The sequence below is a fragment of the Mycobacterium sp. NGS63 genome, assembly GCF_059812295.1.
This window is the reverse complement of record NZ_JCALCJ010000007.1, coordinates 49,831-73,368: the sequence shown is the minus strand read 5'-3', so window position 1 is coordinate 73,368 and position 23,538 is coordinate 49,831. Positions and strand designations below refer to the sequence as shown.

22 protein-coding genes and 1 pseudogene are annotated in these 23,538 nt (G+C 70.8%); 7 read left to right on the top strand and 16 right to left on the bottom strand.

The features are described 5' to 3' along the window. Window positions 1-221 precede the first annotated feature (221 nt). Window positions 222-1,073 (bottom strand): type IV toxin-antitoxin system AbiEi family antitoxin, encoded by an 852-nt coding sequence (locus tag AC5Y4Z_RS18760; protein ID WP_499966071.1) that lies wholly within the window; start codon window positions 1,071-1,073, stop codon window positions 222-224. 96 nt (window positions 1,074-1,169) lie between these two features. On the opposite strand from AC5Y4Z_RS18760, the gene AC5Y4Z_RS18755 reads away from it, so the two are divergent. From AC5Y4Z_RS18755 to AC5Y4Z_RS18745, 3 genes are all read left to right on the top strand, one after another. After that, window positions 1,170-2,474, top strand: a complete 1,305-nt coding sequence (locus tag AC5Y4Z_RS18755) for a DUF1800 domain-containing protein (protein ID WP_499966070.1) — start codon at window positions 1,170-1,172, stop codon at window positions 2,472-2,474. Then, entirely contained in the window at window positions 2,471-3,664 is a 1,194-nt protein-coding gene (locus AC5Y4Z_RS18750) for a DUF1501 domain-containing protein (protein ID WP_499966069.1), read from the top strand. Before AC5Y4Z_RS18755 ends, AC5Y4Z_RS18750 begins: the two co-directional genes overlap by 4 nt. 67 nt (window positions 3,665-3,731) lie before the next feature. Then, a complete protein-coding gene (locus AC5Y4Z_RS18745) occupies window positions 3,732-4,265 on the top strand; it encodes a DUF6777 domain-containing protein (RefSeq protein ID WP_499966068.1) in 534 nt (177 codons plus the stop codon). Between the two features lie 269 nt (window positions 4,266-4,534). On the opposite strand, the gene AC5Y4Z_RS18740 is transcribed toward AC5Y4Z_RS18745, so the two are convergent. From AC5Y4Z_RS18740 to fgd, 3 genes are read right to left on the bottom strand one after another with little or no spacing between them, the layout of a single operon-like run. Then, on the bottom strand, window positions 4,535-5,686 hold the full coding sequence (locus tag AC5Y4Z_RS18740; protein WP_499966066.1) for an acetate kinase: 1,152 nt from the start codon (window positions 5,684-5,686) through the stop codon (window positions 4,535-4,537). Further along, complete coding sequence (gene pta, locus AC5Y4Z_RS18735; RefSeq protein ID WP_499966065.1) at window positions 5,683-7,758, bottom strand: phosphate acetyltransferase; 2,076 nt, start codon at window positions 7,756-7,758, stop codon at window positions 5,683-5,685. The genes AC5Y4Z_RS18740 and pta overlap by 4 nt, the downstream gene beginning before the upstream one ends. Then, window positions 7,751-8,761 (bottom strand): glucose-6-phosphate dehydrogenase (coenzyme-F420), encoded by a 1,011-nt coding sequence (gene fgd, locus AC5Y4Z_RS18730; protein WP_499966064.1) that lies wholly within the window; start codon window positions 8,759-8,761, stop codon window positions 7,751-7,753. The genes pta and fgd overlap by 8 nt, the downstream gene beginning before the upstream one ends. Window positions 8,762-8,805: 44 nt before the next feature. Between fgd and AC5Y4Z_RS18725 the strand changes: the two genes are divergently transcribed. After that, window positions 8,806-9,546: an MBL fold metallo-hydrolase gene (locus AC5Y4Z_RS18725; RefSeq protein ID WP_499966063.1), complete on the top strand. Its 741-nt coding sequence runs from the start codon at window positions 8,806-8,808 to the stop codon at window positions 9,544-9,546. Here the strand turns inward: AC5Y4Z_RS18725 and AC5Y4Z_RS18720 are convergent. From AC5Y4Z_RS18720 to AC5Y4Z_RS18695, 6 genes are read right to left on the bottom strand one after another with little or no spacing between them, the layout of a single operon-like run. Next, entirely contained in the window at window positions 9,527-10,873 is a 1,347-nt protein-coding gene (locus AC5Y4Z_RS18720) for an NtaA/DmoA family FMN-dependent monooxygenase (RefSeq protein WP_499966062.1), read from the bottom strand. The genes AC5Y4Z_RS18725 and AC5Y4Z_RS18720 overlap by 20 nt on opposite strands. After that, the gene (locus AC5Y4Z_RS18715) at window positions 10,870-11,988 is read right to left on the bottom strand and encodes an LLM class flavin-dependent oxidoreductase (RefSeq protein ID WP_499966061.1); all 1,119 of its coding nucleotides are present in this window, start codon (window positions 11,986-11,988) and stop codon (window positions 10,870-10,872) included. Before AC5Y4Z_RS18715 ends, AC5Y4Z_RS18720 begins: the two co-directional genes overlap by 4 nt. After that, window positions 11,985-13,073 carry an LLM class flavin-dependent oxidoreductase gene (locus tag AC5Y4Z_RS18710; RefSeq protein WP_499966059.1) on the bottom strand — a complete coding sequence of 363 codons (1,089 nt, stop codon included), beginning with the start codon at window positions 13,071-13,073 and terminating at the stop codon, window positions 11,985-11,987. The genes AC5Y4Z_RS18715 and AC5Y4Z_RS18710 overlap by 4 nt, the downstream gene beginning before the upstream one ends. Beyond that, window positions 13,070-13,558, bottom strand: coding sequence for a GNAT family N-acetyltransferase (locus AC5Y4Z_RS18705; protein ID WP_499966058.1), 489 nt, complete (start codon window positions 13,556-13,558; stop codon window positions 13,070-13,072). Before AC5Y4Z_RS18705 ends, AC5Y4Z_RS18710 begins: the two co-directional genes overlap by 4 nt. Window positions 13,559-13,594: 36 nt before the next feature. Continuing rightward, a complete protein-coding gene (locus AC5Y4Z_RS18700) occupies window positions 13,595-14,491 on the bottom strand; it encodes a class I SAM-dependent methyltransferase (RefSeq protein ID WP_499966056.1) in 897 nt (298 codons plus the stop codon). A gap of 6 nt (window positions 14,492-14,497) precedes the next feature. Further along, on the bottom strand, window positions 14,498-14,869 hold the full coding sequence (locus AC5Y4Z_RS18695) for a DUF3054 domain-containing protein (RefSeq protein WP_499966053.1): 372 nt from the start codon (window positions 14,867-14,869) through the stop codon (window positions 14,498-14,500). Window positions 14,870-14,907: 38 nt separating this feature from the next. On the opposite strand from AC5Y4Z_RS18695, the gene AC5Y4Z_RS18690 reads away from it, so the two are divergent. From AC5Y4Z_RS18690 to AC5Y4Z_RS18680, 3 genes are read left to right on the top strand one after another with little or no spacing between them, the layout of a single operon-like run. After that, window positions 14,908-16,092, top strand: a complete 1,185-nt coding sequence (locus tag AC5Y4Z_RS18690) for an acyl-CoA dehydrogenase (RefSeq protein WP_499966051.1) — start codon at window positions 14,908-14,910, stop codon at window positions 16,090-16,092. Beyond that, window positions 16,092-17,237: an acyl-CoA dehydrogenase family protein gene (locus tag AC5Y4Z_RS18685; protein ID WP_499966050.1), complete on the top strand. Its 1,146-nt coding sequence runs from the start codon at window positions 16,092-16,094 to the stop codon at window positions 17,235-17,237. The genes AC5Y4Z_RS18690 and AC5Y4Z_RS18685 overlap by 1 nt, the downstream gene beginning before the upstream one ends. Window positions 17,238-17,255: 18 nt before the next feature. Then, window positions 17,256-17,879, top strand: coding sequence for a hypothetical protein (locus AC5Y4Z_RS18680; protein WP_499966049.1), 624 nt, complete (start codon window positions 17,256-17,258; stop codon window positions 17,877-17,879). Between the two features lie 4 nt (window positions 17,880-17,883). Here the strand turns inward: AC5Y4Z_RS18680 and AC5Y4Z_RS18675 are convergent, their stop codons facing one another. From AC5Y4Z_RS18675 to AC5Y4Z_RS18650, 6 genes and pseudogenes are all read right to left on the bottom strand, one after another. Beyond that, complete coding sequence (locus tag AC5Y4Z_RS18675; protein WP_499966047.1) at window positions 17,884-19,095, bottom strand: TIR domain-containing protein; 1,212 nt, start codon at window positions 19,093-19,095, stop codon at window positions 17,884-17,886. Between the two features lie 174 nt (window positions 19,096-19,269). Continuing rightward, the gene (locus AC5Y4Z_RS18670) at window positions 19,270-19,761 is read right to left on the bottom strand and encodes a GreA/GreB family elongation factor (RefSeq protein WP_499966046.1); all 492 of its coding nucleotides are present in this window, start codon (window positions 19,759-19,761) and stop codon (window positions 19,270-19,272) included. A 29-nt stretch (window positions 19,762-19,790) separates the two neighbouring features. Then, a pseudogene (locus AC5Y4Z_RS18665) lies at window positions 19,791-20,045 on the bottom strand (GreA/GreB family elongation factor); the annotation flags it as partial. 17 nt (window positions 20,046-20,062) lie between these two features. After that, window positions 20,063-21,202 (bottom strand): NAD(P)/FAD-dependent oxidoreductase, encoded by a 1,140-nt coding sequence (locus AC5Y4Z_RS18660; RefSeq protein WP_499966044.1) that lies wholly within the window; start codon window positions 21,200-21,202, stop codon window positions 20,063-20,065. Window positions 21,203-21,329: 127 nt separating this feature from the next. Beyond that, window positions 21,330-21,878, bottom strand: a complete 549-nt coding sequence (locus AC5Y4Z_RS18655) for an Rv1733c family protein (RefSeq protein WP_499966043.1) — start codon at window positions 21,876-21,878, stop codon at window positions 21,330-21,332. A gap of 114 nt (window positions 21,879-21,992) precedes the next feature. Then, window positions 21,993-23,507 carry a PucR family transcriptional regulator gene (locus AC5Y4Z_RS18650; RefSeq protein ID WP_499966042.1) on the bottom strand — a complete coding sequence of 505 codons (1,515 nt, stop codon included), beginning with the start codon at window positions 23,505-23,507 and terminating at the stop codon, window positions 21,993-21,995. Window positions 23,508-23,538: the final 31 nt, after the last annotated feature.

Here is a 23,538-nt window from a genome sequence, read left to right as displayed (position 1 = left end):
TGAATCGTTGGCTTTCAGTGTGAATCGTGGGCGGGGAAATCGCTCTGCCGGCGCCACAGGCTCACACGCAAAGCCGTAGGTTCACAATCGTTTTGCGCGGCTTCCCGCCGCCGCGGACATCGAGTGTGAATCGTTGGCTTCCAGTGTGAATCGTGGGCGGGAAAATCGCTCAGCGGCCGCCACAGGCTCACACTAAAAGCCGCAGGTTCACAATCGATCTGTTAACCGGCGTTCCAGCCCCGTTCCGCCATCGCAACGCCGACCCGCTGCACAATCGCGGCACGCCGGTCCTCGGCGACGATGCGAACGATGAGCCAGCCCTGGCGCTCAATCCTTTCCAGGCGCCGAATGTCGTAGACGTACCGCGCGCGGTCGGCCTGGTGCTGCTCCCCCTCGTATTCGACGCCGACCAGGTACTCCTCCCAGCCGACGTCGATGTGGGCGAAGGGAATGCCATCGGGGCCCAGCACCGGGATCTGGGTCTGCGGCCGCGGGAACCCGGCGTCGATGAGCAGCAGCCGCAGGTAGCTCTCGCGGGGTGATTGCGCGCCGGCGTCGACGAGTTCGAGCGCGGCCTCCAGCCGCCGCAGCCCCGGCGAACCGGGATGGCGCTGCGCAACGCGCAGTACGTCGTCGACCTTGAAACCCGTTGCGGCCGCGAGCGCGTCCAGCCGCGCGACGGCGGAGTGGACGGCTCCGCGCCGGCCGACGTCGAACGCGGTGCGCTCGGGCGTGGTGACCGGGCGCCCGTCCAGGGTCTGCGTTTCACCGTCGAGCAGCAGGTAGCGCCGGGTCAACACGCCCGGCGGCGGCCGGGAGTTGCCGTAAACCAGCTCGATTGGGACGCCGTCGGGAATCCACTTGGCGCCGTGCAGCGCCGCGGCGGCGGCGCCGGTGAAGATTCCCCGCCCCCTCGACCACAGCCCCGCCGCGACGATGCGCTGCTGGAGCGATGGCCGGATCCGGCTGGACAGGTAGACGTTGGGCAGCACCGCGCAGTATTGCGTGCGCAGCTGGTGGCGGCTCAGCGTGCCGGCGCCCACTGCCTCGCTGCCGATGAAAGGTTCGCTCATGCAGCGGACAATCGCACGACAACCCCGCCCCGCGTTTCCATCCATCCACAGGCTCACACTCAGCGAAAACATAGGTTCGTGCCGCACAGTTGACACATGCCGGGGCAGTCCGCGCGGTGGATCACCACGGCCCGCGCGCTGCGGCGGGCCGGCTTCGGCGTGACCGGGCCCGAGGTCGACGCGGCCGCCACCCGCGATTGGCCGGGTTACGTCGACGCCATGCTGGCCACCGATCCCGACGCGGACCCCGGCGCGATCGCCACCCCGATGCCCGCCCTGCAGCCGCCGCGCGCCCCCGGCAAGCGCGCGACGCCCGCTGCCCGCAAGCAATTCAACCAACAGCTGTCCGAGCAGCAACGCGTGCTGTCCGACTGGTGGCTGAGCCGCATGGTCCGCGTCGACCAGCCGGTCCACGAAAAGCTGACGTTGCTGTGGCACAACCACTTTGCCACCTCCGCGGGTAAGGTCCGGGTGGCGGCGCACATGGCCGCACAAAATCAGAAGCTGCGCACCGGGTCGCTGGGCGACTTCCGCAGCCTGGCCTACGCGATGCTGACCGACGCGGCGATGCTGCGCTGGCTGGACGGGCAGACCAACACGGCCAAGGCCCCCAACGAAAACCTTGCCCGCGAGTTCATGGAGCTGTTCGCGCTGGGCCACGGCAACGGCTACACCGAGGACGACGTCCGCGCCGGCGCCCGGGCGCTGACGGGGTGGGTGATCGGCGCCGACGGCCGAACCTCGGTGCTCCCCAACCGCCATGACGCGACGGCAAAGACGCTGTTCGGCGCCACCCGCAACTACGACGCCGCCGGCTTCTGCGACGCGGTGCTGGCCCAGCCCAACTCGGCGCGCTACGTCGCCGGACGGCTCTGGCAGCAGCTGGCCTCCGATGACCCGCCGTCCCCGCAGGCGCTCGACCGGCTGGTCGCCGCGTACGGACCGGGCCGCGACCTGCGCGCGCTGACCCGGGCGATCCTGACCGACGGCGAGTTCACCGCCGGGCGGGCCACGGTGGTGAACACCCCGGTCGAATGGCTCGTCGGCGTGCTGCGGGCCCTGCGGGTCCCCTTCGAGCCCAAGCTCGCCGACGCGACGCTGCGGGGGCTGGGCCAGCGGCCGTTCTACCCGCCGAGCGTCGGCGGGTGGCCGCGCGGCCCGGTGTGGCTGTCCACGGCCAGCGCCGCGGCCCGGCTGCGCGCCGCGAGCCGGCTCGCGCAGGCCGGCGACCTGTCGACGGTCGAAGACGCCGCCCCGGGCGACCGCATCGATGCGGCCGGCTACCTGATCGGCGTCGGGGCCTGGTCGGACCGCACCGCCGACGCGCTGGAACCCCTGGTGGGCGCGCCGCCACAGCTGGTCGCCGCCGCGGTCAACACACCGGAGTACCTGACGTCATGACCGAGCTCAACCGCCGCAAGTTCCTGATCGCCAGCGCCGGCGTCGGGGCGGCCGGCCTGCTGTCGACGGCGGTCGCGGTCGAATGGCCCGACCTGATGCGGGCAGCCCGGGACCGCCCGCTGCCCGAGGGCGCCGGCGTGCTGGTGATCGTGACGCTCTATGGCGGCAACGACGGCATCAACACCCTGATCCCCTACGCCGACAACGCCTATCACGACGCGCGGCCCGACCTCGCCTACCCCCCGGGCGACGTCATCCGCATCGACGGGCAGCTCGGGCTGAACCCGGCCATGAAGGGTCTGGCCCAACTGTGGGACCAGCGCCGGCTCGCGATCGTGCGCGGCGTCGGGTACCCCAAGCCCGACCACAGCCACTTCCGGTCCATGGACATCTGGCAGACGGCGTCGCCGGCCGAGCCCGTCTCGACCGGCTGGATCGGCCGCTGGCTCGACGCCACCGGCGACGACCCGCTGCGCGCGGTCAACATCGGCCCCGTCCTGCCCCCGTTGGCCGTCGGCGAAAAGCAGACGGCCGCAGCGCTTTCTGCCGGGCACGCCGGTGCCCGCCGGGCAGACCGGCTCGACACCGTCATGGGCGCGCTGGGCGCCGATGACCCCGACGACACGCCGGCGATGGCCGCGGTGTGCAAGGCGTATCGCGCCGCGCGGACCACCAGCAAGTCGTTCGCGGCGGTCAAACCCGGTGCGCAGGGACACAATTCGCTCGCCGCGCAGCTGGACATGGTGGCCGGGGCGGTGCGGGCCCGCGTCCCCACGCGGGTCTACGCGGTGCAGCTGGGCGGTTTCGACACCCACGCCGGCGAACGCGAAACCCAGCAGCGCCTGCTGGGCACCCTCGACGCCGCGGTGACCCCATTCCTGCAGTCGATGGCCGCCGACCGCTACGGCCGCAACGTCGTGCTGATGGCGTATTCGGAGTTCGGCCGCCGCGTGCGGGCCAACGCATCCGAGGGCACCGACCACGGCACCGCCGGTCCCGTCTTCGTTGCGGGCGTTCCCGTGAAGGGCGGCTTCTACGGCGAACAGCCCAGCCTGACCGATCTCGACCACGGAGACCTCAAGTACACCACCGACTTTCGCGACGTCTATGCCGAGCTGCTCACCCGGACCGTCGGGACCGATCCCACGCCGTCGGTCGGGGCCGGCCGCCGCGCCCTGGGTTTCCTGTAGGTCGCCATAACCGGGATACAATCCGGGACACGTGTCGATACTCGTCGGCTCGTCGAAAGGCTGGACCATGGATGAAGGTTTGCCCACCCGGCCGAGACGGTTGAGGCGCAGCTGGTTGATCGCGGCGGCGGTGGTCCTGGTCGTCGCGGTCGCGGCGACCGCCCTGCTGCTGCGTAATGCCCTGTCGCCCAAGGCGACTGCGGAGCTGGTACTCAACGCCGCCACCGATCCCGGGGCGAAGGCGTTCATGCCTCCCGCCGCCATACCGCCGCCGAGCAACACCCAACCTCCGCCCACCCTGCAACCACGCGGGAACGGTCCCGTGGCCACGCAGCCGCTGCCCGGCGATCGTGACGGCCTCTACGGCGGCACCATGAACAACGCCGAATGCGACCGCGACAAGATGATCGGCTTCCTGAGCAGCCACCCCACCGAGGCCGGCGCCTTCGCCGAAGCCCTCAACAGCGACCCCGCCCTGTACTGGAGTGGCGGCCATCCGCTCACCGCCGCCGACATCCCCGCCTACTTACGTGAATTGACGCCCGCCGTGCTGCGGCTGGACACCCGGGTCCCCAACCGGGGATCGACGGCACCTACCTGATCCACCAGGCCGCCTCCGGCTGCGGGCCGGCCGTTGACGGTACCGTCACCATCACCCATCAAGGCAACTCGCTGACCTTGGTTGTGCAAAACGGCGACAGGTACACCGGAACCCTGAACGCCGACGGGTCGTTCAGGGTCAGCAATGGATACTCCACGAGACAGGGCGTCTTCGCCACCGAAGGTGACCGCACCGTCATCCGGGACGGCACATTGACGGCTTCATGCGGCAGCCCCGCCTGGACGGGCACCAAGCGGTAAACGACCGGCCTATCCGGACACCGCGCTGACGCAGTCGCGGGCGATCGCCAGCTCTTCGTTGGTCGGGATCACCAGCACGGCGATCGGCGAGGAGTCCGCCGAGATCCGCCGCGCGCCCTCACCCGCGCCGGCGTTGCGGCCCTCGTCGACCACGATGCCCAACTCATCGAGGCCGGCCAGCGCGTCGCGGCGCACAGCGGAATCGTTCTCGCCGATGCCGGCGGTGAAGGTGATGACGTCGGTGTGGCCCAGCACGGCCAGGTAGGCGCCGACGTACTTGCGCAGCCGGTGGATGAACACGTCATAGGCCAATTGCGCTGCCCCGTCGCCGGATTCGATCATCGCGTGCAGCCGCCGGAAGTCGCGCTCACCGGCCAGGCCCCAGACGCCCGACTGGTTGTTGAGCATGGATTCGATCTTGTCGACGCCCATGTTCGCGCTGCGCCACAGGTAGCTGATGACGCCGGGGTCGATGTCACCGCTGCGGGTACCCATCACCAGCCCCTCCAGCGGCGTCAGCCCCATCGAGGTGTCGACCGGCCGCCCGCCGGCGATCGCCGACGCCGAGGCTCCGTTGCCCAGGTGCAGCACAACCTGATTCACGTCGCCGAAAGGCCGCCCCAGGAATTCTGCGGCCCGCTCGGCGACGTAGCGGTGCGACGTGCCGTGAAATCCGTAGCGGCGGATCTGCCAGCGCTCGGCCAGCTCGCGGTTCATCGCGTACGTGGCGGCCGCGGGCGGCAGGTCGTGGAAGAAGGCGGTGTCGAACACGGCGATGTGCGCCACGTCGGGCAGCAGCTTGCGCGCCACCCGGATGCCCTGCACCGCGGGCGGATTGTGCAGCGGCGCCAGCTCCGACAATTTCTCGAGCTCGGCGATCCGATCGTCGTCGAGCACCGTCGGGCGGTAGAAGTCGTTGCCGCCGTGCACGACCCGGTGTCCGACCGCCACCAGGCCGCACGACTTCAGGTCCACGCCCGCGTCGGCCAGCTGTGCGAAGGCCACCCGCAGCGCCTCCTCGTGATCGGCGACCCGCGACGACGGCTCCCCGATCTGCTGGATGCCGCCGCCCGTGCGAGTGACACCGGAATCGGGCTCGACGAGCTGGTATTTCAGCGAGGACGAGCCGGAGTTGATCACCAGCACCAGGCGCTCGGTCATGGCGCGCCCTGCGCCTGGATCGCGGTGATGGCGACCGTGTTCACGATGTCCTCGACCAGCGCGCCCCGGGACAGGTCGTTGACCGGCTTGCGCAGCCCCTGCAGCACCGGGCCGATCGCGATCGCCCCCGCGCTGCGCTGCACCGCCTTGTAGGTGTTGTTGCCGGTGTTGAGGTCGGGAAAGATCAGCACCGTGGCGCGGCCCGCCACCGGCGAATCGCGCAGTTTGGTGGCCGCGACCGACGGTTCGATGGCCGCGTCGTACTGGATGGGTCCCTCGACCAGCAAGGCCGGATCCCGCTCACGCACCAGATCCGTTGCCGCCCTGACCTTGTCGACGTCGGCTCCCGCGCCGGACTCGCCGGTCGAGTACGACAGCATCGCCACCCGCGGCTCGATGCCGAACTGCGCGGCGGTGCGCGCGGAGCTGATCGCGATGTCGGCGAGCTGCTCGGAGGTGGGGTTGGGGACGATGGCACAGTCGCCGTAGACCAGCACCCGGTCGGGCAGGCACATGAAGAAGACGCTCGAGACGGTGGACACGTCGGGCGTGGTCCTGACGATCTCGAACGCCGGACGCACGGTGTGCGCGGTGGTGTGGGCGGCGCCGGACACCATGCCGTCGACCACGCCGTTGTAGACCAGCATGGTGCCGAAATACGTGGCGTCGCGCATGATCTCGCGGGCGTGCTCGACGGTGATTCCCTTGGCCTTGCGCAGTTCCGCGTACTGCTCGGCGAACTGGCCACGCGATTCGCTGGTGAGCGGGTCGATCACCGTGGCGCCGTCCAGGTTCACGCCGAGTTCGGCCGAGCGCAGCCGGATTTGGGCTTCGTCGCCCAGGATGGTCAGGTCGGCGACGCAGCGCTGCAGCAGGCGGCCGGCCGACCGGAGGATGCGGTCGTCGTCGCCCTCGGGCAGGACGATGCGCTTGCGGTCCGAGCGGGCCCGCAGCTGCAGCTGGTAGGTGAACATCTGCGGGGTGGTCACGGTCGGAATCGGAATGGCAAGGCGCGCCAGGAGATCCGCGATGTCCACGTGGCGGTCCATCAGCTCCAGCGCGGTGTCGATCTTGCGTTGCGAGGCCGCGGTGACCCGGCCGCGGGCGGCGGCGGCCGCGCCGGCCGTGTCGTAGGTGCCCAGCGCGGTGGCGATGATCGGCAGCCGCAACCGCAGCCCGGACACCAGCGCGGCGATGGCCGGGTGCAGATCGAACCCGCCGTTGAGGACCAGGCACGACAGCGACGGAAACCCTTCGGCCGCATGGGCGCTGGCGACGGCGAGCACCACGTCGGAACGGTCGCCCGGGGTGATGACCGCCATGCCGTCGCGCAGCCGCTCCAGCACGTGGTCGGCGGTCATGCCGGCGACCAGCACGCCGGTGACCTCGCGCTCCCGCAGCGGCTCCTCGCCGCTGACCGGCGTCCCGTCGACGGCCCGCTCCAGCTCGGCCACCGTCGGCGCGGTCAGCAGCGGCTCTTCGGGCAACACATACCCGGGCGGATCGAACGCCCGCAGGGCCTCGATGACCTCCGCCAACTCCGCCGGCTCGCACCGGTTGGCCACCACCGCCGCGGTGTGGGCGTGCTGCGCGGTCAGCTCGGCCAGGCACACCTCGACGACGCCGGCGACCTCCTTGGCGGTGCGGCCCTTGCCGCTCACCGCCAGCAGCACCGGCGCGCCCAGGTTGACCGCGATGCGCGCGTTGGCCGAAAGCTCGGCGGGCCGTATCACGTCCGTGTAGTCGCTCCCGACGATCACCACCGCGTCGCACGCCTGCGCCACCTCGTGATACGCGTCGACGATGGCGGCGATCGCGGCGTCGCCGTCGGCGTGCAACTGCTGATAGGTCGTGCCGACGCACCGCTCGTAGGGCAGGCCCGCGGTGGTGTGCTCCAGCAGCAGTTCCAGGATGTAGTCGCGGTCCTCGCCCGAGACGGCACGCGTAACGGGCCGGAACACACCGACTTTGGCGACCGTCGCGGTCAGCCGGTGCAGCAGCCCCAGGGCGATCGTCGACTTGCCGGTCTCCGGTTCCGGAGCGGCGATGTAGATCGCACTAGGTTCAGCCAAGTCGCCGCAGCCTGGGGGCCAGGTCCTTTTCGAAGAGCTCCAAAAACCGGCGCTGGTCGTGGCCGGGCGCGTGGAACACCAGGTGGTTGAGGCCCCAGTCGACGTAGTCCTTGACCTTCGCGACCGCCTCGTCGGGATCCGACGCGACGATCCAGCGCTTGGCGACCTGTTCGATCGGCAGCGCGTCGGCGGCCTTCTCCATTTCGATCGGGTCGTCGATGCTGTGCTTTTGCTCGGCGGTCAGCGACAGCGGCGCCCAGAACCGCGTGTTCTCCAGCGCCAGCTCGGGGTCCGGGTCGTAGGAGATCTTGATCTCGATCATCTTGTCGACGTCGTCGACGTTGCGGTCGGCGGCCGCGGCGCCCTCGCGCACCGCGGGCATCAGCTTTTCGGTGTAGAGCTCCTCCCCCTTGCCGGAGGTGCAGATGAAGCCGTCGCCGGCCCGCCCGGCGTACTTGGCCACCGCCGGTCCGCCCGCGGCGATGTAGATCGGAACCCCGCCGTCGGGCACGTCGTAGATCGAGGCGCCCTTGAGCCGGTAGTACTCGCCGGGGAAATCGACGCGGTCGCCGCGCCACAACTCGCGCATCAGCCGCACCGACTCGCGCAGCCGGGCGAACCGCTCCTTGAACTCCGGCCACTCGCCCTCGTATCCGGTGGCGATCTCGTTCAGCGCCTCACCGGTGCCCACGCCGAGGAAGATGCGGCCCGGGTACAGGCAGGACATCGTGGCGAACGCCTGCGCGACGACGGCCGGGTTGTAGCGGAAGGTGGGGGTGAGCACGGACGTGCCGAGGATGATCCGCTTGGTGCGTTCGCCGACGGCCGTCATCCAGGCCAGCGAGAACGGGGCGTGCCCGCCCTCGTGCCGCCACGGCTGGAAGTGGTCGCTGACGGTTGCGCTGTCCATGCCGTGCGCTTCGGCGGCGACGGCCAGTTCGACGAGCTCGCGCGGTGCGAATTGTTCGGCGGACGCTTTGTATCCGAGTTTCAGTTCAGCCACCAGTTATTTCTACTCCTGGTGGCGACGCTCCTAGACTCGCGGGCATGGCACCGACCCTCGATCAGGTCACCGACACCGTGTACCTCGCCCGGGGCGAGGCCGTCAACTGGACGCTGGTCGTCGACGGCACCGGCGTCATGTTGATCGATGCCGGCTATCCCGGGGACCGTGACGACGTCCTGGCCTCGCTGCGGCAGCTGGGCTACGAGGCGGGCGACGTGCGCGCCATCGTGCTGACGCACGCGCACGTCGACCACCTGGGCTCGGCGATCTGGTTTTCCCGCGAGCACGCCACCCCGGTGTACTGCCACGCCGACGAGGTGGGCCACGCCAAGCGGGAGTACCTGGAGCAGGTCTCGGTTTTCGATGTGGCACTGCGCATTTGGCGGCCGCGGTGGGCGGCGTGGGGCCTGCACGTGGTGCGCAGCGGCGGCCTGATCCGCGACGGCATCCCGTCGGCGCTGCCGCTGACCGCCGACGTGGCCGCCGGGCTGCCGGGCCACCCCACGGCCGTGTTCTCGCCCGGGCACACCAGCGGGCACTGCTCGTATGTGGTCGACGGCGTGCTGGCCAGCGGCGACGCGCTGATCACCGGGCACCCGCTGCTGCGTCATCGCGGGCCGCAGCTGCTGCCCGCGGTGTTCAGCCACAGCCAACAGGACTGCCTGCGCAGCCTGGACGCGCTGGCGCTGCTGGACACCGACGTGCTGCTGCCCGGCCACGGCGACGTGTGGCGGGGGCCAATCCGCGAGGCGACGGAGGCGGCTACCGCGCTGGCCCGCTGAGCCCCAGATGCTCCCGCAGCGTCTCCCCGGCGTATTCGGTGCGAAACGCGCCGCGCTCCTGCAGCAGCGGCACCACCTTCTCGACGAACTCGTCCAGGCCGCGCGGCGTCAGGTGCGGCACCAGGATGAACCCGTCGCAGGCGTCGGCCTGGACGTAGGTGTCGATCTCGTCGGCGATGTGTGCCGGCGTGCCGACGAACTGCTGGCGGCTGGTGACGGCGATGACCAGTTCGCGGATGGACAGGTTCTCCGCCGCGGCGAGTTCGCGGTATTGCCGCGCGACCGCCAGCGGGTCGACGTGCCGCACGCGGCCCTGGGTCAGGCTGTCGCCGGTCGGGTCGACGTCGGGCAGCGGGCCGTCCGGGTCGTAGCCCGACAGGTCGCGGCCCCACACCTGCTCGAGCATCGCGATCGCCGTCGCGCCGCTGACCTGTTGGTAGCGGATGTGCCGCGCCTTGTCCTGCGCCTCGGCGTCGGTGTCGCCGATGACGTATGTCGCCGCCGGAAAGACCTTGAGCCGGTTGGGGTCTCGGCCGTACGACGCGGCGCGGCCCTTGACGTCGGCGTAGTAGCGCCGGCCGTCCTCGAGCGAGGAATGCAGGGTGAACATGGCGTCGGCGTGGTGGGCGCCGAACGCCCGGCCGTCGTCGGAGTCGCCGGCCTGCAGCAGGATCGGATGGCCCTGCGGGCCCGCGGGCAGCGTCGCGAACCCGCGCACGTCGAACTGCGGGCCGCGGTGGGCGACGCTGCGGATCCGATCGGGATCGGCGTAGACGCCGGCTGCGACGTCGGCCAGCACGGCGCCAGCCTCCCAGCTGTCCCAGAATTGCCGCGCCACGGCGAGGAACTCCTCGGCCCGCGCGTACCGGTCGGCGTGGTCGAGGAAGCCGCCGCGGCGGAAGTTCGCGCCGGTGAAGGCGTCCGACGACGTCACCATGTTCCAGCCGGCGCGGCCGCCCGACAGGTGGTCGAGCGACGCGAATTGCCTTGCCACCTCGAAGGGTTCGTTGAACGTGGTGTTGATGGTGCCGGTCACCCCGATCCGGTCGGTGACGCCCGCCAGCGCCGCCAGCACGGTGAACGTGTCCGGGCGGCCGACCACGTCGAGGTCGTAGATGCGGCCGCGGTGCTCGCGCAGGCGCAGGCCCTCGGCGAGGAAGAAGAAGTCGAACAGCCCCCGTTCGGCGGTGCGCGCCAGATGCACGAACGACTCGAACTCGATCTGGCTGCCCGCGTCGGGGTCGGTCCACACCGTGGTGTTGTTGACGCCCGGGAAGTGCGCGGCCAGATGAATCGGCTTGCGCTGCTTGCCCTCCCGCACGCTCATCCGCCCAGCCATCGTTTGGCGATCAGTTCGTGCGAGCGCAGCCGGTCCTCGTGGCGATGGGTGACGGAGGTGATGACGAGCTCGTCGGCGCCGGTGGCGCGCTGCAGCGCTTCCAGCCGGCCGGCCACCTCGCACGGGTCGCCGACGAATTGCGTTGCCACCCGGTCGATCACGACCGCAAGCTGCTCGTCGGTCAGCGGGACGCACCCGTCGGGGTCGGGATAGGGGACGGCGCCGCCGCCGGCGCGGATCGAATACACCCAGTGGCCGTAGCTGGACGCCAGGTGCTTGGCGGTGGCGGTGTCGTCGGCGACGACGATGTCGGCCGACACCACGACGTAGGGCCGCGGCAGTGCTTCCGACGGGACGAAGGCGTCCCGGTAGGCGTCGATGGCCTCCAGCGCGGTCGCCGGGGTGAGGTGGTAGCTGGCCACGAACGGCAGCCCCCGCGCGCCGGCCTCCCGGGCGCTGCGTCCCTTGCTGCTGCCGAAGATCCACGGCGTCAGCGCGGCGCCCTCGCCGGGCACCGCGTGCACGTCGAACCCGTCGACCTCGTAGGTGCCGGCCAGCATCGCCAGGATGTCGCCGAGCTGCTCGGCGAAGTCGGGCGCGACGGCCTCGGGCTGCTGCAGGATAGCCATGGTCGCCCGCACCCGGCCGCTGCCCAGCAGCGCGCGCAGGTCGAACGGCGGCGGGATCACCACGCCGTCGACCTCCCGCCATTCCCGCGGGGGTTCGGGCGGCCGGGGCTTGCGTGACCGCGGCTTGGTGATGCGCCGCTGCCCGGAGCGGCCGACGCCGAGGTCGATGCGGCCCGGGTAGAACGCGTCGAGCATGCCGAAGCTTTCGACCACCGCTGCGGCCGTGGTGTGGCTGAGCTGCACGGCCGCCGAACCGACGCGAATCGTGTTGGTGGCGGCCGCGATCTGGCCGATCAACACCGCCGGTGCCGCGCTGGCGACGGCCACGAAGTGGTGTTCGGCGATCCAGAACCGGCGATAGCCCCACCGCTCGGCGTGCTGGGCCAGCTCGATGGTGTTGCGCAGCGCCGTCGCCGCGTCGCCGCCGGCGCTGATCGGGGCGAGGTCGAGGACCGACAGCGGCACCGGGCTCATCGGTTCACCGCGGCGTAGCGGTTGGGCGCCACGGGCAGGCCGAGCCGGGCGCGCAGGGTCTCGCCCGGCCGGTAGGAGTCGCGGAACCGCCCGGCCCGCTGCAGCAGCGGCACCACCTCGTCGACGATCACCGGCAGGTCGGTGGCGTTGACGGCCGGCCGCAGGCGCGCGCCGTCGATGCCCAGCTCCTGCCAGCCCAGCAGCAGGTCCACCAATTCTGTTGCGCGGCCGGCGAAGACGAGGGTGTCGGAACGGAAGTCGCCCTCGCCGTGGAACGAAACCACCACGTCGGCAAGGACTTTCAGGTGGCCACCGCCGGCCGCGCGCACCTCGTCGAGGATGGCCGGGACCGACGCGCCGCCGAAGGTGGGCGTGATGAAGACGACGTCGGCGGCGGCCGCGGCGAACTCGTAGGCGGGGCCGGCGTGTGCCAGCGCGGCCACCACCGGCTGGCCCTGCGGCGGTCGCGGCGTGATCGAAGGCCCCTTGACGGAAAAGTATTTCCCGGTGAAGTCGACGTAGTGCAGCTTGTCGACGTCGACGTAGCGCCCGGTGCCCGCGTCGCGGATGATCGCGTCGTCCTCCCAGCTGTCCCACAGCCGGCGCACCACGTCGACGTATTCGACGGCCTCGTCGAAGAGGGGGATTTGCGACGGGTCGCGTCGGCCGAACAGGGCGGCCTCGTGCGTGGTGGAACTGACCCGGGGCTGCCACCCCGCCCGCCCGTGCGAGACGTAGTCAAGGGTGGCAATGGATTTGGAGATGTGGAACGGCTCGGTGTGGGTGACGGTGGCCACCGGGATCAGCCCGATGTGTTGCGTCGCGGGGGCGATGCGGGCGGCGACCAGGACGGCGTCGGCGCGGCCGGTGAGCCGGTCCGGATGAATCCGGGAGCTGCGCCCGATCTGCGGCATCAGGGTGTCGTCGATGGTGAGGAAGTCCAGCAGCCCGCGCTCGGCGTCGGCCGCCAGGGATGCCCAGTACCGGCCGTCGAGCACCGACGGTGCGCCCGGATCCGGGGCCAGGGTGCTGCGCCATGCCTGCGGATGCCAGCCGTATCCGTCCAGCGCCAAGCCCAGGATCATGCCAGCCACTTTTCGAAGGCGATCGGACGGAACGGCCCCCAATCCGGCAGCGGGTCGGCGGGGATGCGGGTGTAGCCGGTCGCGTCGTAGAGCGCCTCGGCCTCGGGCTGGCGGTTGCCGGTGATCAGGTACAGGCGCCGATAGCCGCGCGCGGCGGCCTCCTCCTCCAGCGCCACCAGCAGCGCCCGCGCGTAGCCGCGGCGCCGGTGCGCGCTGTCGGTCCAGATCCGTTTGAGCTCGGCGGTGCGGGCGTCGTAGCGCCGGAACGCGCCGCCGGTGACCGGCGCGCCGTCCACCACCCCGATGAGCAGGCCCCCGTCCGGCCGCGCCAGCTCGGCCGCCGGCACGGGCAGCCAGGTCAGGTGCGTGTCCGGCGTGCCGCCGTAGCGCTGCGCGTACTCGACGGCCAACTCGGCCAGCAGCGGCTGCGCCAGCGGGTCGTCGTGGGTGGCCGACACGAAGTCGAGCCGGGTTGTGGGGGCCACGTAACGATCTAACGCCTGCCGGCCCTGGTCATTCCATTACGTTCGCGACGCGGTCACGAAGCCGGGGACGACGGCCAGGTCGTCAGGGCCGCCCCGCCACAGTTCCGGCAATCCCATCACGGTGAGCAAATCCACGACGTTGCGCTCGGCCGTCCGCCAGCCGTGGGACGCCAGATGCTCGGGCACGTAGCGGTATTCGCCCGGATGCATCAGGCGGGCCAGGTCGATGTCCAGGCCCTGGTGCCGCCACCCGTCGACGAACGCCCGGCCCGCCTCGACGTGCATCGGGGTCCAGGTGGGCATGTGGTCTGCGGCGAACCGGCTGCCGGCGGCGCTGGACGCCGTGACCTCCTGCAGCAGGCGGTTCTGGGCGTCGGGCGGCAGGTAGCCGACGAGCAGCTGCTCGGCGACCCATACCGTCGGCTGCGCGGCGTCGAAGCCGACCCGGCGCAGGGCGTCCAGCCAGTCCAGCCGCAGGTCGGCGCCCACCGCGCACCGGTTGGCGGTCAACTCGGCGCCCAGCCCGCGCAGCAGTTCGGACTTGAAGTCGAGCAACTGCGGCCGGTCGACCTCGTACACGGTGGTGCCGCGCGGCCACCACAGTCGGTACGGGCGCGTGTCCAGGCCCGACCCCAGGATCACCACCTGGCGGATGCCGGCCCTGCCCGCGTCGGCGAGAAACTCGTCCGCGTATCGGGTGTACGCCGCGAGGATGTCGATGAGCCCGGACATGACCGGGTCCGCGCCGCCGTCGTCGGAGAAGACGTCGTCGCCGATGACGCGGACGAAGTAGTCCGCCCCGACGGCGCGGACCAGCGGCTCGGCGAAGGGGTCGTCCAGCAGCCCCTTGTTGGTGGCCACCGCCCGCACGACCGCGCCGAACGCCGCGTTGACCCCGGCGCCGCTGGCGGGATCCCATCCGTTGTCGGTCATCGCGCGTCAGCCGCCGACGCGGCGACGCAGGGCCAGCCCCGCGAGCGCCCGCCACCCGAGCAACAGGACCGCGGTGACCGACGCGGCCACCACGACGAAGCTCGCCGCCACGCCCGCCGAGATGGCCTTGCGCAACGCCATGCCGACGACCACGGTGCACAGCCACACGATCAGCCCGGTGGGGGCCAGCGCGGTGGGCCGGCGCCAGCCGCGCGAGGCCAGCCATCCGACGACGGTCCCGGTGAGAAACGGCCACGCCGTGGTCGCGACGCCGCCGACGCTGAGGCCTTCGTCGTGGCTGCGGCGCCCGAGGGCGCAGAACACCAGCACGCCGACGACGTCGAGACCGAGCCAGGCCGGCCGCGGGAGCCTAAGCATGGCGCGAGACTACCGCGGTTAGTGGCAGGCTGATTCCCATGAGCACCGACGCGCCCCCCGCCTTCGACCGCGACGACCCCCTGGGCCTGGACGCCTCCCTGTCCGGCGACGAGCTCGCGGTGCGCGACACCGTGCGCAAGTTCTGCGCCGAGCACGTGCTGCCCCACGTCGCCGAGTGGTTCGAGATCGGCGACCTGCCGGTGCGCGAGCTCGCCAAGGGGTTCGGCGAGCTCGGCCTGCTGGGCATGCATCTGCACGGCTACGGCTGTGGCGGCGCTTCGGCGGTGCACTACGGCCTGGCCTGCACCGAGCTGGAGGCCGCCGACTCCGGCATCCGGTCGATGGTCTCGGTGCAGGGGTCGCTGGCGATGTTCGCGATCTGGAAGTTCGGCTCGGAGGAGCAGAAGCAGCAGTGGCTGCCCGGCATGGCCGCCGGCGAGCTGCTGGGCTGCTTCGGGCTGACCGAACCCGACGTCGGCAGCGACCCGGCCGCGATGAAAACCCGTGCGCGACGGGACGGTTCGGACTGGGTGGTCAACGGGCGCAAGCTGTGGATCACCAACGGCTCGGTCGCCGACGTGGCGATCGTGTGGGCCGCCACCGACGACGGGATTCGCGGCTTCGTGGTACCGGCCAGGACCCCGGGCTTCGCCGCCAACACCATCCACCACAAGCTGTCGCTGCGGGCGTCGATCACCAGCGAGCTGGTGCTCGACGACGTGCGGCTGCCCGCCGACGCGATGCTGCCCGGGGCGACGGGCCTGCGCGGCCCGCTGTCGTGCCTGTCGGAAGCGCGCTACGGGATCATCTGGGGGTCGATGGGGGCGGCGCGCTCGGCCTGGCAGGCCGCGCTCGACTACGCCACCCAGCGCACCCAGTTCGGCCGCCCGATCGCCGGATTCCAGCTGACGCAGGCCAAACTCGTCGACATGGCGGTCGAGCTGCACAAGGGCCAGCTGCTCTCGCTGCACCTCGGCCGCCTCAAGGACGGCCCCGGGCTGCGCCCCGAACAGGTCAGCTTCGGCAAGCTCAACAACACCCGCGAGGCGATCAAGATCTGCCGGACAGCCCGAACGATTCTGGGCGGCAACGGGATATCGCTGGAATACCCCGTCATCCGGCACATGGTCAACCTCGAATCGGTGCTGACCTACGAGGGCACGCCGGAGATGCACCAGCTCGTCCTGGGCCAGGCGTTCACCGGTAGCGACGCCTTCCGCTGATGAGCGGCCTGTCCTACGCCCCAGAGCATCACCAGTTCCGCGAGCTGGTACGGGATTTCGTGCAGCGGACCGTGGTGCCCGCGCACGAGGACTGGGAGCGGCGCGGTCAGTGGGACCGTTCGCTGTTCCTCGAGGCGGGAAGGCTTGGGCTGCTGGGCTTTTCGGTGCCGGCACACCTCGGCGGCCCCGGGGTCGACGACTTTCGCTACAACGCGATCGTGATCGACGAGCTGCAGCGCGCGGGCGCGGCCGCGGAGGCCATCGCCTTCACCCTGCAAAACGACGTGGTGCTGCCCTATCTCACCGACCTGACCACGCCCGAGCAGCAGCGACGGTGGCTGCCCGGGGTGGTGACCGGCGAGACGGTGCTCGGCATCGCGATGACCGAGCCCGGCACCGGCAGCGACCTGGCCGGCATCCGCACCACCGCGGTGCGGGACGGCGACCACTACGTCGTCAACGGCGCCAAGACGTTCATCTCCAACGGGCAGAGCGGGGACCTGTTCGTGATCGCGGTGCGCACGTCGCCGGATCGGCACAAGGGCCTGTCGCTGCTGGTGGCCGACGCCGACACCCCGGGTTGGCACCGCGGCCGCAACCTGGACAAGATCGGCCTGCACGCCCAGGACACCAGCGAACTCACCTTCACCGACATGCGGGTGCCGGCGCACAACCTGCTCGGGCGGGAGGGCGACGGGTTTTATCAGCTGATGCGCAACCTGCCGCAGGAGCGCCTCGCGCTGGGGGTGGGCGCGGTGGCCGCCGCCGAGGGCATTTTCGCCGAGACGCTGCGATACGTGGAGCAGCGCAAGGCTTTCGGCGCCCCGATCGGAAGCTTTCAGAACAGTCAATTCGTGCTCGCCGAGTTGGCCACGGAGCTCGATATCGCCCGCACCTACCTCGACGACTGCCTCGCCGAGCACCTCAGGGGTTCGCTGACGGCCGCGCGCGCCGCGAAGCTGAAGTGGTGGACCACCGATCTGCAGGTGCGCGCCGCCGACCGCTGCCTGCAGCTGCACGGTGGCTACGGGTACATGCGGGAGTACAGCGTGTCCCGCGCCTTCGTCGACGCCCGAATCCAGACGATCTACGGCGGGACCAACGAGATCATGAAAACCATCATCGCCAAGGACCTGGGGCTGTAGGTGGCTATCTCGAAGGCTATGGTTCGGATCGCTTCGATCGCCGCGGTGGGTGCGCTTTCGCTCGGTCAACTCCTGGCGATGCCCACGGCGGCCGCCGACGCCGCGCTGCCGCCGATGACGTCCAGCGGCGGCGGGCCGATCATCGGCGGTGGCAGCAATGCCGGAATCGCCCAGCAGCTGACCAGCCTCGGCAACCCGAATGTCCAGGAGGTCGACGGCTCGGACGCGGCCCAATTCATCACCGCCGCAGCGGCCGTCGCCAACCCTCAGCTCGCGGCGCCGTTCGGGCTGCTGCGCCGGGCGCTGGCGTGCCAGACCAACGGTTCAGGATCGGGAGCGGGATTCGGCGCGCGCGCCTACCGGCGCAACGACGGCCGATGGGGCGGTGCGATGCTCGTCGCCGCCAAGAGCGCCACCGGAAACGTCGACGCCCTGGCCACCTGCGCCAAGACGAACTGGCGCAGGCCCACCTCGGGGTCGGACACCGCGATGTGCAACAGCGGGTGGACGACGCCGAATTCGTTCGAGAGCCGGCGCGGCGGCGGCGAGGCCTACTACATCCTGCTCGCCGGCACCGCCGACGACTTCTGCGCCCCGCTCACCGCCAAGTACAAGACCAACGCGAGCGCCTGGCCGTTCTGAGCTGCTACGGCTCGACGACCAGGACGCCGCGCAGCGACGGGTTCCGCGCGTCGTGGAATGGGTAATTGCCGGGCTGGCCGGGTGCGTCCATGACGCTTTGCGAGTTGCCTTGCACGTACCACTGGAACATCGGCAAGCCGAAGGAGCTGGCCTGGTCGGCGGCGATGTCATAGAAGTCGGAATCCCTGTTGATCACGGTGATCAAGGCGCCCGGCCGCACTTTGGCCGGGACCGTGACGTGTTTGTTCTGGATCACCACCTCCGGCCCGGATGCCGTGGCCGGCGCAGATGTTGCGCGCTGGGAGCCCATCGGCGCCTTCGGGGTCGTCGGCGCGGGGTGCCGGCCGACGGTGAGAAACAGCGCGGCGGCAGTGATCGCCCCGGCGACGAGCACGAGGCCGCCCACCCAGGCGACTTTGCCGCGCGGTTTCCCCTTGGCGCTGAGGGGATCTCGCGCGGCCGCGCCTTTCGCGGGGGGCCGCTCGGCGCGGGCCGGCGGCTGCGTCACGACGGACTGCGCGCCGGCACCGGTCGCGACAAGGGGCTGGGGGCGCGGCTCCGCCTCGATGGCCGCGAGGAGGGCCTCGACATCCGTCCGCGTCCGGTAAGTGACGTCTTCCCGGTCTCGGAGCTTGGTCAGCAGCGTCACGATGTCTTGGCGGGCCGTATCGTGTTCGCCGTCTTCGCGCAGGCCCACCTGCAATTGGGCCACCAGGGCGGCCTGCTCGCGCGGACTGAGCTGATTGGGTCCGGCGATGGTGGTGTAGAGCCGGATGAGGTATTCGAACGGCACCGGTGGCTCATCGGGCAGCGGTGTGGGTAGCGGGCGGCGCCGTTCCCGTTCGCGATGCATCGCGGCGCTCAGCCGCATGGCGGTGCCGGGTGTGGGGTGGCGGTAGTCGATCGCCTGCACCGTTGCGAGCGGATTCATCTGCATGCTGTCGACCGGGCCGACCTGCACCGGCAGGATGGGCAGGCCGAGCGCCTGCCCGTACTGCAGCTCGGCCTGACACGGCTTGGACTCGATGGAGTTCTGCGACATCGCGAAGACGAACACGTCGCAGTCGCGAATCTGGGCGAGGATGGCCCGCCACCAGGTGTCACCGCCCGCAAGGCGCTGATCCATCCACACCTGCTCGTCGGCGTCGTGCAGATCCTGGACCAGACTGTTGACCGCCTCCCGGTCGCGGCTGGAATAGCTGATGAACACCGTCATGGCCGAGCCAACCTCTCGACGACATCTCGAGCAGAATTGCTGAAAGCCTAGACCTGAAGTCGCAGTGGCGGCTCTTTATCGCCGGCTACATGCGTCCGTGCGCGGCGGCCCTGGCCAGGAAGTACAACGCCATCAGCAACAATATCGCCGCCACCGGCTCAATCACGTCAAACGTCATGCGATCACCTTGTTTATCGTCTGCCGCCGCGCGCCGTGCACCCCGGCCGCGTGCTTGCTATAGGGCACGGCCTTGAGCAGCGTGACGGCCAGCGTGGCGCCGTTGGGCAACGCATACGTGCGTCGCTCGCCGGGGCGTGCCCCCGCGATGGCCGCCCCCAACGGCGACTGAATCGAGTAGACCTCCAGGTCGCCGTATTCCGCGTCGCGCACACCCAGCAGGAACGTCTCCTCGTCGCCGGTGTCGTCGTATCGGACCGTCAAAACCATGCCGGGTTCGGCGATTCCGTCGTCGGGGGGATCCGCGCCGACGTCGGCATCCACGAGAAGTTCATGGATCCGTCGCATGCGGGTCTGCCAGGCGCGCGCGACGGCGGCGTTGCTGTCGTCCGTGGAGCGGGCGTCGCGCGCTTCCCGCAGGGTGGCCAGTTCGCGTTGCAGCCGCACGTAGGCTTGCGGCGAAATCCAGGTGCGTTGCCTGCTTCTCATGTCGGTTCCTCTCGCATCGGTAGTGGTGGTCAGGCGGCCGGCGCGGCGTCTCGGTGCCGGTAGGGCACCGCCTTCAGCAGCGTCACGAGTTGGCCGGTCTCATTGGGTATGGCGTAGATGCGTTGTTCGCCGGGACGCGCCCCGGCGATCGATCGGCCCAGCGGCGACGCCATCGAATAGACCTTGACGTCGGCGCCTTCGGAGTTGCGCCGGCCGAGCAGAAACGTTTCGGTTTCACCGGTGGCGTCGTAGCGGATGGTCAGCACCATGCCCGGCTTAGCGAGTCGGTTAGTCATTGTCGTCAGCGTCCTTTCGCGGTGAGTAGAGGTGGCCCGTGACGGGCAAGCATGCGGCGCAGCGGGTCGAACTCGGCCAAAGCCTGGGGTTGTTTGCCGGTGGTGATCTGCTCGGCCAACAGCAGACCGGTCACCGGGCCGTGCGCCAATCCCCACATGCCGTGTGCGCCGGCCACATAGATGCCGGGGGCGGCCTCGCCGATCACGGGGCGGCCGTCGAGAGCCGCCGTGCACGCACCGACCCACAGGTTGGTGCGCACGTCCCAGCGCGCCCCGTCCAACAGCGAACTTGCCGCGGCGGCAATGTCATTCGCCCGTTTGCGTGCCCGCGGACCGTTCGGCCGGCCGAATTCCAGAGCGCCCGAAACCCGTAACGCGCCCCGGTAGGGCGTGCAGGCCACGCCCGCATCCGGCAGGTAGATCGGACCCGGCACCGGGCGGTCCACGGGCACGGTGAACGAATAGCCGCGACCGACCTCCAGCGGCACCCGAAGCCAACGGCTTACCAAGCCCGAAAGCCTTGCCCCGGTGGCGATCACCGCGGCGTCGGCGGTCAACCGCCTGCCGCGGTGCGGGTACAGCGCGACGCCGTAGTCCGAACTGAGGACCTCGCGGATCTCCAGCCGGTGCATCGTCGCCCCGCGTTGCAGCACCGAGCGGCCCAGGGCTTCCACAAATCGTCGCGGTTCGACGAAGCGCTGGCCGTTGATGCTGAGCCCGGCGGTGACCGCCGGCGATGCCAGCGGCACCTGCTCGCGCAGCGCGTCGCCCGCGAGGGCGGTGACATACAGTGTCTGCCCGGCGCTTTGGAGCTCGTTCAGCCTGCCCAGCATGCGCTGCGCCTGGTCGGCGTCGCGAAACACCGCGGTGATCGGCGCGTCGGTCACCGGCGCGTCGATCCCGTTGGCGACCAGCACGTCCGACGCCTGCAGGCATTCCTCGTTGAGTGCCACGGTGGCCCGGTCGCCGGCCGTCGGGAAGATCAGTCCCGGGGCGATCCATCCGGCGTTGGCCCACGACGCGCCGGCGGCCATGCCACTGCGGTCCACCACCGTCACGTCGACTCCGTGCTCCTGCAGGAACCACGCAGTCGACAGCCCGACGATGCCGGCGCCGACGACGATCACCGACTCGGGTCCGCCCATCACACACCTCCGTACTTTCGATTGGTACTTCCCATGGTGGTGCGCGCCGGCACCGTGGGGTTTGCCGAAACCGGACAACCGCGCGGGGGCCCGTTGTCCGGACTCGACAAGGCCTCTCAGGTGCCTCTCAGGGCAGCCCGACGAGCCGGTCGAAGTCCTGTTGCCATTGGGAGTCGCGCCGCCGGTCCAGGGCGATCCGCGCACCGGCGTACACCGCCACCGCGGACAACGTCACGGCACACCAGATCGCCATCGCGGACGACACCGCCTCGTCGAGCGCGGTCATCGCCGGACGGCCGATCGCGGCACCCTCCTCGTCCACCCAGATCTCGACCTCGTCGCCGATCTTGACGGGCCGCTTGGCGAGGACGTCGCCGCTGTGTAGGGCCCCGGCGGCGAACCAGCGCGCCGGCACCATAACCGTTGGGCTTTCCGGGTTTTCGCGCCCGTCAGCGCCGATGACCGTGGCGATGGCCGTGCTGCGAGACTGGGCCTGCTCGGCGTAGAGGCGGCTGCGCGCATCGTAGGTCGCGGTGCCCACGGCCGCGGCGATCGGCACGGTCAGCAGCGACACCGCGACGGCCAACGCCAAAATCAGCGCCTCCATGCGGTCACTGCCGCGGATCAGCGGGCTACGACCGAACAGCCGCCCAAGGTCGGGACGTGGGGTGGTCATCGGACATTCCTGTGCTCGCTACGTTGTCACCCCATGGTCGCGCGGCTGGCCGCCGCGGGGGTTGGCCCGGCGGGACAACGGGACCGCGGCGCTTTGTGGTGTTTCGACAGCGGGCTAGTAGTCGAGAGCGGCGAGTTCGATCATCATGGCCAACCGCTTGCGGGCGTCGTCCAGTGGCAGGGCGGTGATCTCGGCCATCTTGCGCAGCCGGTAACGCACGGTGTTTTCGTGCACGCCGAGCCGCTCGCCCGCCGCGACCGGGTCGCCCTGAGCCTCCAGCCAGGCCCGCAGCGTCGCCAGGTAGTCGGTCGCGTTGGCGTGGTCGTGGCGGCGCAGCTCGGCCACCGGTCCACGGGTCGGGGAGCGGCCGGCGCGCGCGGCGGTGCGCAGCCGCTGCAGCAGGATGTCGTCCCACGACTCGTCGTAGGCCGGCGGCGTGGTGTCGGGCGACGCCTCGTCGAGCGCCAGGCACTCGTCGGCCTCCCGCCGTGCGGCGGCGAGGTCGACGAGGTCGGCGGCCCCGCTGATGCCGGCCAGCACCGTCACCCGTTCGGGAAGGGCCGCCCGCAGGTCCGCGACCCAGCGCCGCCCAGCCTCGGGCTGCTCGCCGGGCAGGACGGTGTAGACGGTGTTACCCGCCAGCGCGCTGCGGCCCGGCCGCGACCAGCCGAATCCGGTGGTGGCGCGGTCGAAGGCCAGCAGCAGGGCGGCGTCGCGGTCGGCGCCGATGAAGGCTTGCAGCGCGATCACCCGCAGCCGGCCGTGCGGCAGGCCCAGCCTGCTGGCCAGCGTGGCGGCGTCGGCGGCGCCCTCCAGCAACCTGATGACCAGGTCGGATTCGACCTGCCGCTCCAGGTCCGCGCTCGCCTGGGACCGCAGCAGATGCAGGGCCACCGTGTGCGCGCCATCGGCCAGGGCGGCGCGGGCGGCGTCGTCCAGCGGCGCCGAACACGCCACCCACAACGAGCCCATGAGCTGTCGCCCCGAGCGCACCGCCACGACCATGCGCCCGGTCAGGCCGGACGCGGCGTCCTCGCCGACGAACAGGGGATCGTCGGACGCCGCCAGGTGCTCCAGCACGCCCCGGGCCTCCAACAGAGCGCGCAGCTGCTCAGGCGTCTGGCGGTCCATGATGGTGGCCGCCCACGCCGGGTCGGCGTGCTGCTGCAGGCGCGAATAGGCCAGCACCCGCAGCAGGCGGTCCTGGATCGTCACCGCGCCGCCGATCGACTCCGCGAGGCTGTCGGCGAGCGCGAACAGGTCGGTGGGTCCCCGCCCGGATTCCGTCTCGCGGCCCTCCAGCACCAGCCCGTAGATCACCGCGGCCACCTCGCTCCACGACACCGAGCCGTCGATGACCAGCACCGCGCCGGGCTCGCTGTCGCCGTCGAACGTGATCGGCTCCTCGCCGTCGCGCATCACCAGCACGACCGCACGCGCCGAGGCCGCCCATCGCACCGCTTCGTCGAGTGACCGCGCGCCGATCGCCAGCAGCACATCGCCCAGCACGGGGGCCTCGGGTTCGCGGATCACCACGCTGCGCAGTTCGGTCGACCTGGGCAGCGACGACCAGCGCAAACGGACCCCGTAACCACCCAACACGTTGACCAAACGGTCCAAAGTGATCACTGACGCTCCCAGTCCGGCTGATGCGCTCTCG